This is a genomic window from Pseudomonas typographi, assembly GCF_014694385.1.
In the GTDB taxonomy this organism is placed as follows: Bacteria; Pseudomonadota; Gammaproteobacteria; order Pseudomonadales; family Pseudomonadaceae; genus Aquipseudomonas; species Aquipseudomonas typographi.
In genome coordinates this window covers 98,940-113,729 of record NZ_JAAOCA010000015.1, presented here as the reverse complement: position 1 = coordinate 113,729, position 14,790 = coordinate 98,940, and the positions used below count along the sequence as shown (strand labels likewise).

General features: G+C 60.2%; 12 protein-coding genes and 2 pseudogenes. 11 read left to right on the top strand and 3 right to left on the bottom strand.

Going from position 1 to position 14,790, the window contains the following annotated elements:
- The first annotated feature begins 2 nt into the window (after positions 1-2).
- Genes HAQ05_RS13570 through HAQ05_RS13560 form a run of 3 tightly spaced genes read left to right on the top strand, consistent with a single transcriptional unit; the run spans position 3 to position 3,245 of the window.
- Entirely contained in the window at positions 3-839 is an 837-nt protein-coding gene (locus HAQ05_RS13570) for a substrate-binding periplasmic protein (protein WP_190421417.1), read from the top strand.
- A gap of 38 nt (positions 840-877) precedes the next feature.
- Positions 878-1,972, top strand: a complete 1,095-nt coding sequence (locus HAQ05_RS13565) for an arginase family protein (RefSeq protein WP_190421415.1) — start codon at positions 878-880, stop codon at positions 1,970-1,972.
- Complete coding sequence (locus HAQ05_RS13560) at positions 1,965-3,245, top strand: M20 family metallo-hydrolase (RefSeq protein ID WP_202988070.1); 1,281 nt, start codon at positions 1,965-1,967, stop codon at positions 3,243-3,245. The genes HAQ05_RS13565 and HAQ05_RS13560 overlap by 8 nt, the downstream gene beginning before the upstream one ends.
- 543 nt (positions 3,246-3,788) lie before the next feature.
- On the opposite strand, the gene HAQ05_RS13555 is transcribed toward HAQ05_RS13560, so the two are convergent.
- A complete protein-coding gene (locus tag HAQ05_RS13555; protein ID WP_190421413.1) occupies positions 3,789-4,349 on the bottom strand; it encodes a hypothetical protein in 561 nt (186 codons plus the stop codon).
- Between the two features lie 128 nt (positions 4,350-4,477).
- On the opposite strand from HAQ05_RS13555, the gene HAQ05_RS28705 reads away from it, so the two are divergent.
- Positions 4,478-5,518 (top strand): hypothetical protein, encoded by a 1,041-nt coding sequence (locus HAQ05_RS28705; RefSeq protein WP_238936525.1) that lies wholly within the window; start codon positions 4,478-4,480, stop codon positions 5,516-5,518.
- A gap of 74 nt (positions 5,519-5,592) precedes the next feature.
- Here the strand turns inward: HAQ05_RS28705 and HAQ05_RS28700 are convergent.
- Positions 5,593-5,844 (bottom strand): annotated as a pseudogene (locus HAQ05_RS28700) (hypothetical protein); the annotation flags it as partial.
- A gap of 144 nt (positions 5,845-5,988) precedes the next feature.
- Between HAQ05_RS28700 and HAQ05_RS28695 the strand changes: the two are divergent.
- From HAQ05_RS28695 to HAQ05_RS13540, 3 genes and pseudogenes are all read left to right on the top strand, one after another.
- Positions 5,989-6,205 (top strand): annotated as a pseudogene (locus HAQ05_RS28695) (EamA/RhaT family transporter); the annotation flags it as partial.
- Between the two features lie 179 nt (positions 6,206-6,384).
- Positions 6,385-6,735: a hypothetical protein gene (locus HAQ05_RS13545; protein WP_190421411.1), complete on the top strand. Its 351-nt coding sequence runs from the start codon at positions 6,385-6,387 to the stop codon at positions 6,733-6,735.
- A gap of 350 nt (positions 6,736-7,085) precedes the next feature.
- On the top strand, positions 7,086-8,012 hold the full coding sequence (locus HAQ05_RS13540; protein WP_190421409.1) for a LysR family transcriptional regulator: 927 nt from the start codon (positions 7,086-7,088) through the stop codon (positions 8,010-8,012).
- Between the two features lie 24 nt (positions 8,013-8,036).
- Here HAQ05_RS13540 and HAQ05_RS13535 read toward each other — a convergent pair whose 3' ends face one another.
- Positions 8,037-8,711: a DUF1028 domain-containing protein gene (locus HAQ05_RS13535; protein ID WP_190421407.1), complete on the bottom strand. Its 675-nt coding sequence runs from the start codon at positions 8,709-8,711 to the stop codon at positions 8,037-8,039.
- A 630-nt stretch (positions 8,712-9,341) separates the two neighbouring features.
- Here HAQ05_RS13535 and HAQ05_RS13530 point away from each other — a divergent pair.
- The 4 genes from HAQ05_RS13530 to HAQ05_RS13515 all read left to right on the top strand — a co-directional run bounded on the left by HAQ05_RS13530 (position 9,342) and on the right by HAQ05_RS13515 (position 14,783).
- Positions 9,342-10,460, top strand: coding sequence for an ABC transporter ATP-binding protein (locus HAQ05_RS13530; protein WP_238935027.1), 1,119 nt, complete (start codon positions 9,342-9,344; stop codon positions 10,458-10,460).
- 76 nt (positions 10,461-10,536) lie between these two features.
- Positions 10,537-11,607, top strand: coding sequence for an extracellular solute-binding protein (locus HAQ05_RS13525; protein WP_190421405.1), 1,071 nt, complete (start codon positions 10,537-10,539; stop codon positions 11,605-11,607).
- A gap of 42 nt (positions 11,608-11,649) precedes the next feature.
- A complete protein-coding gene (locus HAQ05_RS13520; protein ID WP_190421403.1) occupies positions 11,650-12,981 on the top strand; it encodes an LLM class flavin-dependent oxidoreductase in 1,332 nt (443 codons plus the stop codon).
- A complete protein-coding gene (locus tag HAQ05_RS13515; protein ID WP_202988069.1) occupies positions 12,978-14,783 on the top strand; it encodes an ABC transporter permease subunit in 1,806 nt (601 codons plus the stop codon). The genes HAQ05_RS13520 and HAQ05_RS13515 overlap by 4 nt, the downstream gene beginning before the upstream one ends.
- The last annotated feature ends 7 nt before the right edge of the window (positions 14,784-14,790 follow it).

The following is a 14,790-nucleotide window of genomic DNA, read 5'->3' as shown; positions in this document are numbered from 1 at the left end:
TGATGAAAACACTGATTCGCTTACTCCTTCCGGTGCTGGCACTGGGCTCGACGCTTTGGTTCAGCACCGCACAGGCCACGGGCGAACTGAACAAGATCAACCAAGCCGGCCAACTGCGTATCGGCTATATCCCGTCCCCGCCAGGCGCGGTCAAGGACCCAATTACCGGCGAGCTGAGCGGCTTCTACATTGATGCCATCACCGCGTTGACGGCCGACATGGGCGTCAAGCCGGTGTTCATTGAAACCACTTGGGCCAACTTTGTCGCCGGCCTGCAATCGGGTCAGTTCGACATGTCCATCGCCTCTACCTTCGCCACCGTGAAGCGCGCCATGGCCGTGGACTTTACAACGCCGCTGTTTTACCTGGGCACCGTCGCCGTGGTCAAAAAGGACGATACGCGCTTTACCACCCTCGCCGACATGAATAGCCCCGACGTGAAAATCGCGGTCATCCAGGGTACTGCGGCGGAAAACTACGTGCGCAATAACCTGCCTAAGGCCCGGATCACCGCGTTGAACACCGGCAACCTCACGGCGGGGTTCATGGAAGTTGCCGCCGGCCGGGCGGATGTCAGCTTCGAAGACCAGTTCACCGCCAGCCGGTTCGTCGAACAACAGCCCAGCGTCAAAACCCTGTTCGCGGACAAGCCGGTGAATTTCCTGCCTATTGCCTGGACAGTGAACAAGGGCAACCAAGAGTTGCTGTCGGTGTTGAACATTGGCCTGGGCAACCTACTGATCTCCGGGCAGTGGGACCTGATCGTCGGCAAATACATCCACGGCGGGCGCTTCGTCAATCAGCCGAACCTGCGCGAATTTCCGAAGGCGGCCCAGTAACTCGCCCGTTCAACCGAGCCATTTCCCCGAGGTGATCCATGTCCCATTATCCAACCTGGCCTGAAATCCTGGCGGGCAAGCATTGGCGTACCACGCACTTCCCCCGCATCAAGGAAGACATGCCAACCTTTCTCGGCGTTCCCCACGCTATCCGCGAGGACGATCTACAGGGCGCTGACGTTGTCATCATCGGCGCACCTTTCGCTGCAGGCTGGGGCAGCAAGTACAGCGGCGTAGACAAAGCCGAATGGCTGGCCGCCACTACCCGCGTGCGCCAACAGTCCATCCGTTATCGCGGCGGCTATGTGCAAGAGTTTGACCTGGACATCTTCGAATACCTGAAAGTGGTGGACTATGGCGAAGCCGACATCCCTGTCGAAGCCAGCTACGAAAGCACCGTGGAACGCATCCTTGAAGCACAGGAGGCGGTAGAACGGAAAGTGAAACAGGCCCTGGTGGCAGGCGCTGTCCCGGTGGTCATCGGGCAGAACTCACCCTGCGCTTCCTACGGCGTCGGTCGCCCGGTGGCAGAGCACATCAACGGCCCGATGGGCATGATCAGCCTCGATACCCACTGGGATGCGTGGCCTTATGACTGGGCAACCATGAGCCCGCACATCGCCGGTTCCACTAACTGGAAGGACAAGCTGTTTCGCGATTGCCCCGGCTACGGCATTCCCAATCTGGTGGAAATCGGTGAGCGCGGCATGTTGGAGAGCCCTGAGGTCGTTCGCCACTACGTGAATAACGGCGCCTGCTTCATGCCCATGTGGAAGGTCCGTACGGAGCTGGGCATCGAGGGCGTGATCAAGAATCTGGATCAGGCCTATCAGGGCACTGCGGGGGTGTACGCACACTTCGACATGGACGTGCTCGGCGGTGCGGGCCCTGGCGACGGCGATCTGTTGGGTGAGCTGGCCGAGCCGATGGGCATGACTGACTATGAAGCCATTCGTATTGCGCATGAAATCGGCAAGCGTGGGTGCGATGGGTTTTCGTTCCTGTGCATCCCCCCCGGGTCCGCCGTGCAGTATCGCGTGGTTGTGTACGTGCTCACTTACTTCCTCGCAGGCCTGGCGATGCGCAAGATTGCCAAGGCGCAAAGCGCCGATAAGGAAGCCCCAAATGCCTGAAGATTTGAGCCCGGTCCAAGCCACATGGCGCTCGCCTGAGGCGCCAGCCATTCAAATGCAGCGCTTGTGGGATCGGCATATGGCACTGGCGACATTCGGTGCCTTGGATCAGGGCGGAGTGAACCGCCCTGCTTTCTCGCCAATCGATGCCCAGGCCCGGCTGCGGGTCATTGATTGGGGCGCGCGCATCGGCCTACTGGCATCGCTGGACAGCATTGGCAACCTATTCCTGCGTCGGCCCGGAACACGGCCGGAGCTGGCGCCGGTCTTCACCGGTTCTCATCTGGACACCCAGCCCACCGGTGGCAAATTCGACGGCGCATATGGCGTGCTGGCAGGCCTGGAAATGCTCGAGACTTTTCATGACGCTGGGTGCGAGACCTTGCGCGACATTGTACTGGTGATCTGGGCCAACGAAGAAGGCTCGCGCTTTGCCCCGACAACCATGGGATCAAGCGTGTTCGCCGCAAGCCTTTCGCTTGCCCAGGCACTGCAGGCGCAAGACGAACATGGGGAGCGCTTGAGCGAGGTTTTGCCTACTTTTTTAGACGCCCATGGCCCTTTGCCCGTCGCGCTCGATCTGATTCCGTTTGCCTATGTGGAAGCGCATATCGAGCAAGGGCCGGTGCTGGAGGCCGAGCAACGCGCGCTTGGCATCGTGACAGGCATTCAAGGCCTGCGCTGGTTTGAAATAGAGGTGTGCGGCCAGGAGGCGCATGCAGGCACCACACCAAAAGCTGCGCGCGCCGATGCCCTGCACACGGCCGTCAACCTGGCCCATGCGCTGTTTGAGTACTTCGATGGCATCGGCGATGAAGTCCGCTTTACCATTGGCCGATGGCGAACCGAGCCCGGCTCGCCCAACACGGTACCGGGACGTGTGAAGTTCACCATCGATCTACGGCATCAAAAAGCGGAAAGCCTTGCAGCGTTCAGCCAAGCCATTGAAGATCGGTGCCAGGCCTATCGCGGGGTATGCGAGGTGACTATCGCTCAACTGAGCGAGTCACCCCCCATCGAGTTTTCCGAATCGGTTCAGCATCTACTGGATCAGTCCGCGCAAGTTTGGGGGGTGCCGCGCATGGTATTGATTTCCGGTGCGACACACGATGCCAAATGGCTGAATGCGATGACCCCGAGCGGGATGTTGTTCGTTCCCTGTGAGCACGGCATCAGCCACAATCAACGGGAAAATACCAAGCGGGAGGATCTGGCCGCCGGTGCGCAGGTACTGGCCGAAAGCATTCTGCGCCTTGCTCGGCAGGCCAACTGAGGCGCATGGACCCTTCATGGGTGAGGCGGCTGCGCAATAGAAGTTGCGGGGATGAGATCCCTGTGCCCCGGCGTGTTGAGAGGCAGTAATCAGCCGGAAACAAAGGCTCATACAGGGCGCGCCTCAACACCCTACCCTGGCCGTCCAGTCAATCAATGCCGCGAAACGCGCTCAATGGACGGTGTTATTCGATAGGCAACGAATAAAGGTGCACCAGCAATAGCTTGATCCTAGTAGCGCCGCTACGGGAACCCAACGCCCAAGATTACACGTTGGAAATCATCGATCAGGTTCAGCAAGCTTTTCACCCTCGCTGATCCTGCGCTTTCTCACCCTACGTCAGGTGCACGTGGCGAGCATTGGCAGTCATGGGGTCGCGACAGAAGTCTTGATCGAAACGTTGTCCGAAGCGTGTTCGTATTGATGTCAGGGGGCGGTGCCGAGTACGAGTTTAGGCATCAGCGGCCACATCAATTCACCGAAGGGCTACCGCCTGCGGTTGCCGAGGAAAAACTTAACGCGGTGTTCGGGTTTAGTTGACCGCTAGCGCTGCGACATCACCTCGCTGTGCACGGGTAGCGAAGCTCTTTCTGGATGCTGCTGCAAAAAGTACTTGAGCGCCTGATCCTGGCGGTCCACCACACAGACGTTGATGCTGGCGTAGGGGACGGTGCATTCGCCAAGGGCCAGGAAGCCGCAGCTCATCACGCCATACACCGCCGCCGGTTGGGCGACCGTGGGGCAGCCATAGACCATCTCGCCCAGGTAATTGAGCTGCCCCTGCTTGACGGTAAAACGCAGCGGCCTGGAGTAGGCGCCCATGACCCCTTGGCGATTACCCAGGCGGCTGACCTCATATTCACCGGCGGGCAGCCAGGCCGAGTAATCATCCTGGGCACCCCAGCCATAGGTCTTGCCGTTGCTGGTATCACGGAACTCCAGGTAGGTGCCGTAAAGGCCGCCTTCTATCAGCGCGCCGACTACCAGCCCTGCGTTCTGCGCGTTGTAGGCAGTTGAATCCAATGCCATGGAAGTCGGCATTGGCGTGCAACCGGCCAGCAGTCCAGCCAGGCCGATTGCAACGATGTGGTACGGGCTGAGCATTCCATTACCTCGGGGGAAAAACAGGATCAGATGACATAGTGCTGCGCCCGGGGGCGCTGGACGGCGACGATCACCTTCGTTAGCATAGTGGCTCTTAGCCACTTTCATATCAAGGAAGATACATCAATATGTTCGATTTCTCCCAGTGGCGCGCGCTGGGCGCTGGCAGTCTTGCCGCGATGCTTCTGGGCGGCTGCAGTTTCAATGGCAGCTTTCCGGATGCCAGCGAGCCGGATGCAGCGAAACTGCGCTTTATCAGCAGCAACGAAAACTCGACCCTCGACCTGTTCGATGCCGAGCACTGCGGCGGCCAGAACGCCGGCCTGCTGAATAACCTGCTCGCGGCCAATACCCGCCGGCGCGCCGATATGCACATCGCCGCGCCCGACGATGCCAAGGCCTATCTGGAAGTGCGGTTGCAACCGGGCCATGAGCTGTACGTGCAAGCCAATACCCTGAGCACGGGCAGCGTGTGCACCGTGAGGTTCAACTTTACCCCGCAGAACGGTGGTGAGTACGAAGCGAACTTCCGCTACGTGGGAAACAGCTGCCAGGTGATCCTCAGCCGCTTGCGCGAGATCGACGGCAAGGTGGTGCGCGGGCCGATCGCGCTGGCCAACAAAGGCCTGCCCGGCTGCGCAGGGACCAATTCGATTTTCCCCAAGGCCGCCCAGGCACAGCCGCAGTCAGCGGAGCGAGCGGCGATGATCGCGCAGATCGTCGACGCCAGTGTCATCGCCAAGATGAAGCCCACCGACGGCGAGGCGCCCGCCGTGCGGCAGGCGTTGCTCGACACGCTGATGGACGAACGCAAACGGCGGGTCGGCTTCAGCCTGCCCGATACCTACTGGGCTGAATATCGCCAGAACATGGACCGCTTCGCCAACGAGATGACCAGCGCCCGGGCGGGTTCGTTGCAGCGGTACAAGGATTACTACAGCACCCAACTCGGCCTGCTCGACACACCGACCATCAAGACCTTGCTGCCTGACAGCGAGACGGCCGACCGTAGCAAAGCCATGGCCGCCAACAATACGATGCTGGAGTACCACTACCGAACCCAGCGCGAGTTGCTCAAGGAAACACTCAGCGCCCACCAGGCACGCATGGCCGAACTGGATCAGCGCTTTGATGTGTGCAAGCGCTTTGCGCAGTGCTGGCAGAATTGAGACGGCGGTGCTCGGCCAGCTGGAATGCCCATTCGCTGAGCCGAGTTACCCACCTCAGTGCCTATGACCCAGTGCGCTAACAAGAAGGTCGCCACCACCGCCAGTACCACGGCTGCCGCAATCGCCGGCAGCCCGCACCACGGCACCATCGCCATCTCCAGCACCAGATTGAACCCCAACACCCCCGCCCCGCCAATGGCGTTGCCCCTCACGATCTTGCCCATCTCCTGGCTGCCGCCCTGGACATGCGCGAAGACCGCCAACGGCCAGGCAATGACCGGAACCGACGCCAGCATGCCACTGGCGACCGGCCCCCGCCAACTTGCGCCTTTTTTCCCGTTATCAAGGTTTCCTGAGCGGATAAGCTAGGATGGCCCCCAGATCTGACCTTCCGTGACACGCCAAGCCTCGAATCGGCTGCCGAGCCAAAGGGTGCGCCCGGGTTTCTAAGCCTCGCAGCCCCCAGCTGTGGCGGCGTAGCGCTTTTGTCTTCGGTTGTGGGTGGCGCATGCTGGAACCAGGCGAGCCAACTGTTCCCCTTGGCCCTCAGTGGGCAAGTGCTGGTGATTGAAACCTTGGCGGCGTTGGTTTTTGGGTTTCTATGCGATCGGCATACCTGACGAGTATGAGCTAGTGGCCATTGCGTTGACCGGTGTCGTCTGGTGCCTGAGTTGTCATCGTGCTCCAACTCTCCTGCGCGGCTGCTTAGCTCCTGCGGTACCCCTATGCGCCGCGTTTGGGCAGGGCCAAGGCGCTGGCACGATCAATACCGAGGGATGCGCCGATGATCAGTTGGGGTTTTCCAAAGGGTCTGATCTGGCTATTGAACGGCCAAATTCGTCGGCCGAACAGCAGGATGTGCGGACATGGCATTTTCAAGGGCAGCTACCGGGCCCGAAGCGGTCGGTCATACCCTCCCAAATACCGGCGGCGCCATCCACGAACGCAGAAGTCCCTTGTGTGCCGGGTCGAGAAGAATCGCCCCAGCCTACAACAAGGCGCTTTACTTTGGCGCCGGTGAAGTCAAACAGATCGGCTTCTTTTTAGGGCCTTTGCCGGGCGGGGTATTGTTCACGGCTGGCGGTAGTCATTTGTTGATCAATGCGTGTGCCTTGTGGATCGCGTTGGCTGCGGTGGCTCTGTATCAGGTACATGTTTTACTGCGGGGCAAATCTGCACTCTCCACCACGATCGAGCCCGAACCCACTAACCGCTAGGATGCCTGGAGGAACGCGAGGCACGCAGCCTCTCGCTTGACCTCAGGGGTGAAGGTATGACGTTGCTTGGTCATCAGATACCTCTCTACGGCGAGCATTCTCACCTAAATAGGTGTCCGGTTTCATTAGACCCCTACAGGCAGAACAAAGGCGCCAAAAACGGTTCCGGTCGAAGTTCAGAAGCGGCCCGGTTCTTGAAGGGGCTAGCAGCCAAGAACCTGCATCGATCGCAGCGCCGATGAACACGCAGCCACCTGCGACCTGGCTGCGATTTTTGCCCCCTTCAAGAGCCGCTATGGTCATCGCGCGCCCCAATTTGATGCCCTTCAAGCACCAAGCTCGAGGTGATAATGGCTGCTTACAACCTTCGACAGTTGAAATATTTCGTTACCACCGTTGAATGCGGCAGCGTGGCCGAAGCATCGCGCAAGCTGTACATCGCCCAGCCCTCGGTTTCCACCGCGGTCAAGCACCTTGAAGAGAGTTTCGGCGTGCAGCTATTTATCCGCCACCACGCTCAAGGTGTTTCATTGACCCCCGGCGGGGCGCGGTTCTACCGCAAGGCGCAGGAGTTGTTGCGGGTGGCGCACGAGTTCGAACAGAACGCCTTGGCAGACAACGACGTGGTCGCCGGGCAAATCGATATCGGCTGTTTCGAAACGGTGGCGCCGTTGTACCTGCCACGCCTGATCGCCGGTTTTCATCGGCGCTGGCCGGGGGTGGAAATTCGCATACGCGACGGCGAGCAACAAGAGCTGGTGCAGGCGTTGACTTCTGGCAGTATTGACCTGGCAATGCTTTATGAGCACGACCTGGATAGCACCATTGAAACCGCCCCGCTGATGGCGCCGCAGCAGCCTTACGCATTGCTGCCCGAAGGGCATCGCTTTGCCCATCAGGCCAAGGTGTCACTGAACGATCTGGTGCTCGAACCCATGGTGCTGCTCGATGTGCAACCGAGCCGTACTTACTTCGTCAGCATTTTCGAGGAGCGCGGGCTGGCCCCGAACATTCAGTTCAGCTCGCCCTCCATCGAGATGGTCCGTGGCATGGTCGGGCGTGGGTTCGGGTTTTCTATCCTGGTCACCCGGCCCTATTCCGAATACACCTACGATGGGCAAAAGCTGGTGTGTGTGCCTTTGGCTGAACAGGTGACCGGCTCTGGCCTTTCGGCGGCTTGGTTGCGCCGTGCGCAATTGACCAAACCGGCCCAGTTGTTCGTCGATCATTGCCGCGAGGTATTGGCGCCGAAGGCGCTTGCATTGGCCCAAGCCTGAAGCGCCAGCGGGGGCATTGCCGCTTTATTCATCCCCAGGCACGCCATAGCTGGGCGCTTGGGTGGGGTCCAGCGCGCGGACGATGTAGTCCTGCATTTGCGGGCGGTAAGCCGCCCACAGTTGGGCGAGCTTACCCACAGGGTCCTCGTCTGCCCAATCGACGCGCAGGTCGATGATCGGCCAGGTCAACTCCCCCACCACCACCAACGCGGCCGAATGAACAGGGCCAGCTTCTCCACCGGCCGCCACCGCAGCCTGCATGCCGGCCAGCAGGCGATCAGCCAGTTGGCCACCGCTGGTTTCGAAGGTTCGCACTAGGGCCTCGATCACCGAGGCACCGGCCAACAAGTTGCCCGCGCCGACGCACAACTCGCCGGGCAGTGTGTGATGGCAGCCAAGGGTTTCGCTGCCACTGAAATGCGCCGTTCGCCCCCGGTAATCGATGGCCGCCAGTTGCCGGAACTGGCTATAGCCGTTGCGGGTCAGCGCGCTGTCCAGCGCTTGCGTGGGAGACAGCCCGCAGGCCATGTGTTCCAGTACCTGCGGGCCTAGCGCGGGAAGGGTGATGTTCTGCGTCGAAACCGCCCCCACACCCGGCTGCAACCAAGGGCAACGCGCGCCTACGGCGATGCTGGAAGAGCAGATGGCAATGCCCAGTTGGCCGGTTTCGGCGCAGTGGCCGACGAGGGAAAACGTCATGGTGTGTGTTTCCTGTTCGTTAGGAAATCAGCGGGGCGGGAATCACAGCGATGGCTACCATCGCCATCAACCCTTGCGGTGCTCTAACACTCGAAATGGCCAGCCTTGTGGAAATCGCAGATACACCGTTTAGCCATTTGCCGGCTTACCGATACACCGGCTCCCAGTAATGAGGGATCGACCAAGTGGTGGGCTTGGGATATGACCAAGATCGCGCCCCGCCTCTTCCAGTGACTGCTCGACGTTATTCATTGCGTGTTCGCCTCAGGCTCACGGGTCGCGAGACCTGTGAGATCACCCGCAACATCAGTGCTCAATGGCTTTGACGCCATTGTGTCCATGGCATGGCAGGGGCGAAACAAGGTTTTTTGTGGTGCTTGATAACCAAAAAGATCGCTAGTGTGGATTCTGGGCATCACACCCGCCGCACGTTGAGCGAAGGCAGTGGGGCCTGGCCAGAGCCCAGTTTTTTCCTGCCTTAGGACGATAAAAAACATCGTTTCGCTATCCCCAGGGGGCCAACAGAATGCGCCGACGAGCCACATTCTGTTCTGCCTGTCCGGGTGCGAGCCTGCACCCGGATCTAATTAGGGCCTGGCTTCTCTAAGGCGACCCGGGGGGGAGATCACATTGAGCACGCTGACCCATCTAGCCGCCACATCGCCGGATCAAGGCCGGGCGCACAACCCGAATGCGCAGGGTGCGCCAATCAAACTTCGAGTTGAAGGCCTGGGCAAGCGTTATGGAAACATCGATGCCCTGCATGCGCTCGACCTGGACGTTCGCAGTGGGGAGTTGCTGACGCTGCTAGGTGCATCGGGCTCGGGCAAGACCACGCTGTTGCAGATCATCAGCGGCCTGGTAGCGCCTAGCAGCGGCCGGATAGTGATCGATGGGCGCGACCAGACCCACGCGCCGGCCCATCAGCGGGACATCGGCGTGGTGTTCCAGAATTATGCCCTGTTCCCCCACCTGACTGTTTCACAGAACGTCGGTTTCGCCTTGGACATGCGGGGTGTTTCGCGCGCCGAGAGCCGCCGGCGTATCAACGAGGCGCTGGCGATGGTTGGGCTTGAGGCGATGCATCAGCGGTTTCCTCGGGAGTTGTCTGGCGGGCAGCAGCAACGGGTCGCCTTGGCCCGCTGTTTTATCTACAAGCCCTCGCTGATTCTGATGGATGAACCGCTGTCCGCGCTGGATCGCAAGCTGCGCGAAACCATGCAGATGGAGATCAAGCGGCTGCACCGTGAAACCGGTTCGACCATCATTTTCGTGACCCATGACCAAGATGAAGCCCTGGCGCTGTCTGACCGGATTTGCATGATGCACAACGGTCGCATCGAACAGATCGACACCCCGCAGGCGATGTACGAGCGGCCGAGTACCGTCGCGGTCGCACGGTTCATCGGTATTTCCAATGTGCTTGAGGGCACGGTCATGCAGGGCGACCAGCTTGCAACCGCCGACGCTACGGTTGCGCTGCCAAAAGGGCACGGCTGCCAGCCAGGCACGCCTGGGGCGCTGGTGATTCGCCCGGAGCACCTGAACGTCGTTGCGGCGGATCACGGGGCGCTACGTGGAACGGTTGTCGAGGCGGTTTACGCAGGCGTCGAAACCCGCATTGTGGTGCGGCTGGCTTCGGGAAATTTGATTGTCGTGCGCCGCTTGTCTGGGCAGGCCCCGCTGGGAATTGGCAGCGTCGTCGGCCTCGAGTGGCCAGCGCACCCGCCCCATTTTCTGTCGGTGTGACGCTGCCAGCGCCGCACGCTTTTGCTTCATCAGCCTGCCAAATCATTCGAAAGCCAATCAATTCGGGGACGCAGTGATGTCAGATGCCAAGAACATTTCGCGACGCAATGTGATCAAGGGGGCCGGTGTCGCCACCGCCGCGATAGCGGTCCCCAGCGTGTGGACGGGTAACCGTGCTTTTGGTGCCGAGACGATTACCGTGGCGGATGTTGGTGGCGCCGTGGCACCGGCGATCCGTACCGCATTTTATTTACCGTTCGAAAAAGAAACCGGGATCAAAGTGATCGGGGTTGCCCATGACGCCGACCCGGTCACCCAGTTCAAGCTGCTGGTGGATGCGAAAACCTACATCTGGGACGTGAGCATGGTGACCCAGGACCATGTGGCGCGCCTCACCCAGCCGAAAAATTACCTGGCCGATCTCAATATCCCCGCCGCCAAAGGCCAGGACATTCTGCCGGGCATGCTCACCAACAACTGGTTGGGCTTCTCCGTTTTCGGCATCGTCATGGCCTACAACAAAGAAAAATTCGCCGGCAACCCCCCTACAAGCTGGGCCGATTACTGGAACACCCAAGCTTTCCCCGGGCGGCGCGGGTTGTACAAAAGCCCTTGGGGCGTCTTGGAGCTGGCCCTGCTCGCCGACGGTGTCGCGGGCAAGGACCTGTACCCCCTGGATGTGGACCGCGCCTTCAAAAAGCTCGACCAGATCCGCGGTGATGTCGCGGTGTGGTGGTCTGCCGGCGCGCAGAATACCCAGACGCTGCAAAATGGCGAGGTGGATATTTCCGATACCTGGTCGGCCCGCGGTTACGCGGCCATCGCTTCTGGCGCCCCGTTAAGCTTGCTATGGCAAGGTTTGTATTCGGTTGATGGTTGGTCGATCCCACTGGGGACCCCGAAACTGGACCTGGCACGCAAGTTCGTTGAATTCTGCATGCGCCCCGAGCAGCAGGCGGTGTATTCGTCGCTGATCACCAATGGCCCCAGCAACAAGCGTGCGTTCGAATTCATCGCCCCTGACCGCGCGGGCACCTTGCCGACCGCACCGGCCAACTTCAAGGGCCTCACCGAGCTGGACTCGGTGTGGTGGGGTAACAACTACGACGCTGCCAACGAGCGCTTCCAGGAATGGATGTTGGGCTAAGCCCGCCAGCCACCAACACCCCTTCGATCGAGGAATTTGCACATGAGCAGCACCCGACACATGGCCCTGGCGACGCTGATTCAGGGCACCGGAGCACACCCGGCTTCGTGGATGCAAACCGGTACGCCGGACGATGCGTCCACCAGCATCGAGCATTTCATTGCCATGGCGCAGCTTGCCGAACGGGGTTGTTTCGACATCTTCTTCATCGCCGACACCCCTGCCGCGCGTACCGATAATTTGTACGCGTGGAGCCGCTTCCCGATGTTCATGAACGTGTTCGAACCCATTACCTTGCTCTCGGCGTTGGGCGTTGCCACGCGCCACATCGGCCTCGGCGCCACGGCATCGACCAGCTTCATGGAGCCCTATAACCTGGCACGGCAGTTCGCATCGCTCGACCACATTAGCCACGGCCGGGCGGCCTGGAACGTGGTGACCAGCGCCAACGATTACGCGGCACGCAATTTTGGCCTCGATAAGCTACCCCCTCACGCCGAGCGCTACGACAAGGCCAGGGAATTCATGGAGGTGGTGGAAGCTCTGTGGGACACCTGGGAAGACGATGCCTTCGTCAATGACAAGGCCAATGGCTTGAATTTCATTGCCGAAAAACAGCACCCGGTCAACCACGATGGCAAGTATTTCACCGTGCACGGCGCGCTCAATATCGCCCGCGCGCCCCAAGGCAAACCGGTGATCATTCAGGCCGGTGGTTCGGAAACCGGCAAGGACTTCGCGGCGAAAACGGCCGAGGTGGTGTTCGCCTCAGACCCGACCGTCGAAAAGGGCAAGGCTTTCTACGACGACCTCAAGGGCCGCATGGCCAAGTTTGGCCGTTCTGCTGACGAGTTGAAGATTCTGACCGGGTTGTCGGTGGTGATCGGCGCTACCGCTGAAGAAGCAGAAGCGAAGTACCAACACCTGCAAAGCATGATCCACCCGGATGTTGGCCGTATGCGCCTGGCTCAAGACCTTGAAACCGACCTTTCAGACCTGCCGCTGGACGAGCCGATCCCTGAAGCGCGGATACCAGCGACCTCTAACTTCCATCGCGCCTATTTTGATTACATCGTCAACATGATCCGCGTCGAGAAGCTAACCCTGCGGGAAATGTGCATGCGCTACGAACGGGGCAACGTGACCTTTCGCGGCACCGCCACGCAAGTCGCCGACCATATGCAGGAATGGCTCGACGCCGGTGCAGCCGATGGCTTCATGATGATTTTCCACACCATGCCGGAGGGCATGCAGGACTTCGTCGAGCAGGTCGTGCCGCTGTTGCAGCAACGCGGCCTGATGAAGACCGAATACACCGGCAAAACCCTGCGTGATCATCTAGGCTTGGCGCGGCCCGCCAATCGACACGCATGACCGACCCGGAGGATGCCGCGATGGCAGAGTTGGCGATGCAAACGGCTAAGGCCAAGCCGGCCCGCAAGCCTCAGGTAACCTGGAGTGCGCTTTGGCTGGTGGTCCCGGGCGTACTCTTCCTGGTGGCGTTTTTGCTTTATCCATCGTTCCAACTGCTGCTCGTCAGCCTCAAGGATCCGCGCACCGGTGCCTGGACCCTGACGGCGTTCAGCAAAGTCTTTGCCGGGGGCGTTTATACCCGCACCTTGAGTTCTACCTTTATCGTCGCGTTGCAGACCACCTTGTGGTGCATCTTCGCGGGTTATCCACTGGCCTATTGGCTTGCCCGGTTAAGCCCCCGCCGGCAACGCATGGCAGCTCTTTTCGTGTTGTTGCCGTTCTGGACCAGCGCGTTGGTTAAAAACTTCGCCTGGCTGGTGTTCCTGGGCCGCAACGGGGTTATCAACGATTTGCTGGGCGCCATGGGCTTCACCCCCGCTGAGCTATTGTTCCAGCGTGCGACGGTGGTGTTTGCCATGGTCCATACCATGCTGCCCCTGGCGGTGATGGTGATGCTGCCGACGATGAACCAGATAGAGCGCCAACTGGCCCAGGCCGCCGATACCTTGGGTGCTAGTGCGGCGCAGCAGTTCTGGCGGGTTTACTTGCCGCTCTCGATGCCTGGCGTGGCGGCGGCCGGGCTGCTGGTTTTTATTTCAGCGCTGGGCTTTTTCATCACGCCAACCTTGTTGGGCGGGGCGAGGGATACGATGCTCAGCCAATTGATCATCGTGCAGATCAACCAACTGCAGAACTGGCAAATGGGCGCCGCCATCGCCGTTATGCTGGTGCTTGCCGCCTTGGTCACCTGTTTTATCTATGACCGTACCTTTGGCCTGTCGACGTTATCCGGTGGCTCCAGCGACCGCCTCCAGCATAATGGCTTGATGCGCCGCGCCGGCCTGGGAATCGGATGCGCCATGGGCAATCTCTGCGATGCCCTGGCACGTGGCTACTCTCGCCTATCTGGCGCACGCAACGCGGGCTGGATGTTAGCGGCTTATGCGTGGCTGATCATTGCCGTACTGATCGTGCCCATCCTGGCGTTCATTCCGATGGCATTCACCGGGTCTGATTTTCTGTCGTTTCCACCGCCCAGCCTAAGTTTCAAGTGGTTCGGCCAATACCTCCAGTCACCTTTGTGGGTAGGCTCGACGCTGCGCTCGTTCGGTATCGGCGTTGCTACCGCATCCATTACGCTGCTGCTGGCGACCCTGGCGGCGTTCGGTTTGGCGCGCAGCAGAAGCCGCCTCGGCGGGCTGGCATTCTTGCTATTCATGACCCCGATGATCGTTCCGCCGATCGTGATCTCCGTGTCTTTGTTCTACCTTTTTGCGCAAATGTCGCTGGTGGCGACTAACCTGGGCATCATCATTGGGCATACCGTGATCGCCTTGCCCATGGCGTTTGTGGTATTGCTGGCCACGTTCAAACATTACGACTGGCGCCTCGACCAAGCCGCTGCCACGTTAGGCGCCGCGCCGTGGCGGGTGTTCATCAAGGTGACCCTGCCGCTGATCAAGGGCGGGATGTTCGCCGGGCTGGTCACGGCATTTTTGCAGTCGTTCGAAGAACTGACGGTGGCCATGTTCATTGGTGGTGGGGTTAAGACGACGCTGCCTAAACAAATGTGGGATGACATCCTGCTGCAAGTCACACCGACCCTGGCCGCTGCCTCGGTGGTGGTAGTGGTGATAGTCTGTGCCTTGTTCTTCCTCATGGAATACTTCCGCCCCGCAGAGCATCAAGTGAGTGCATCGTGACCGAGCA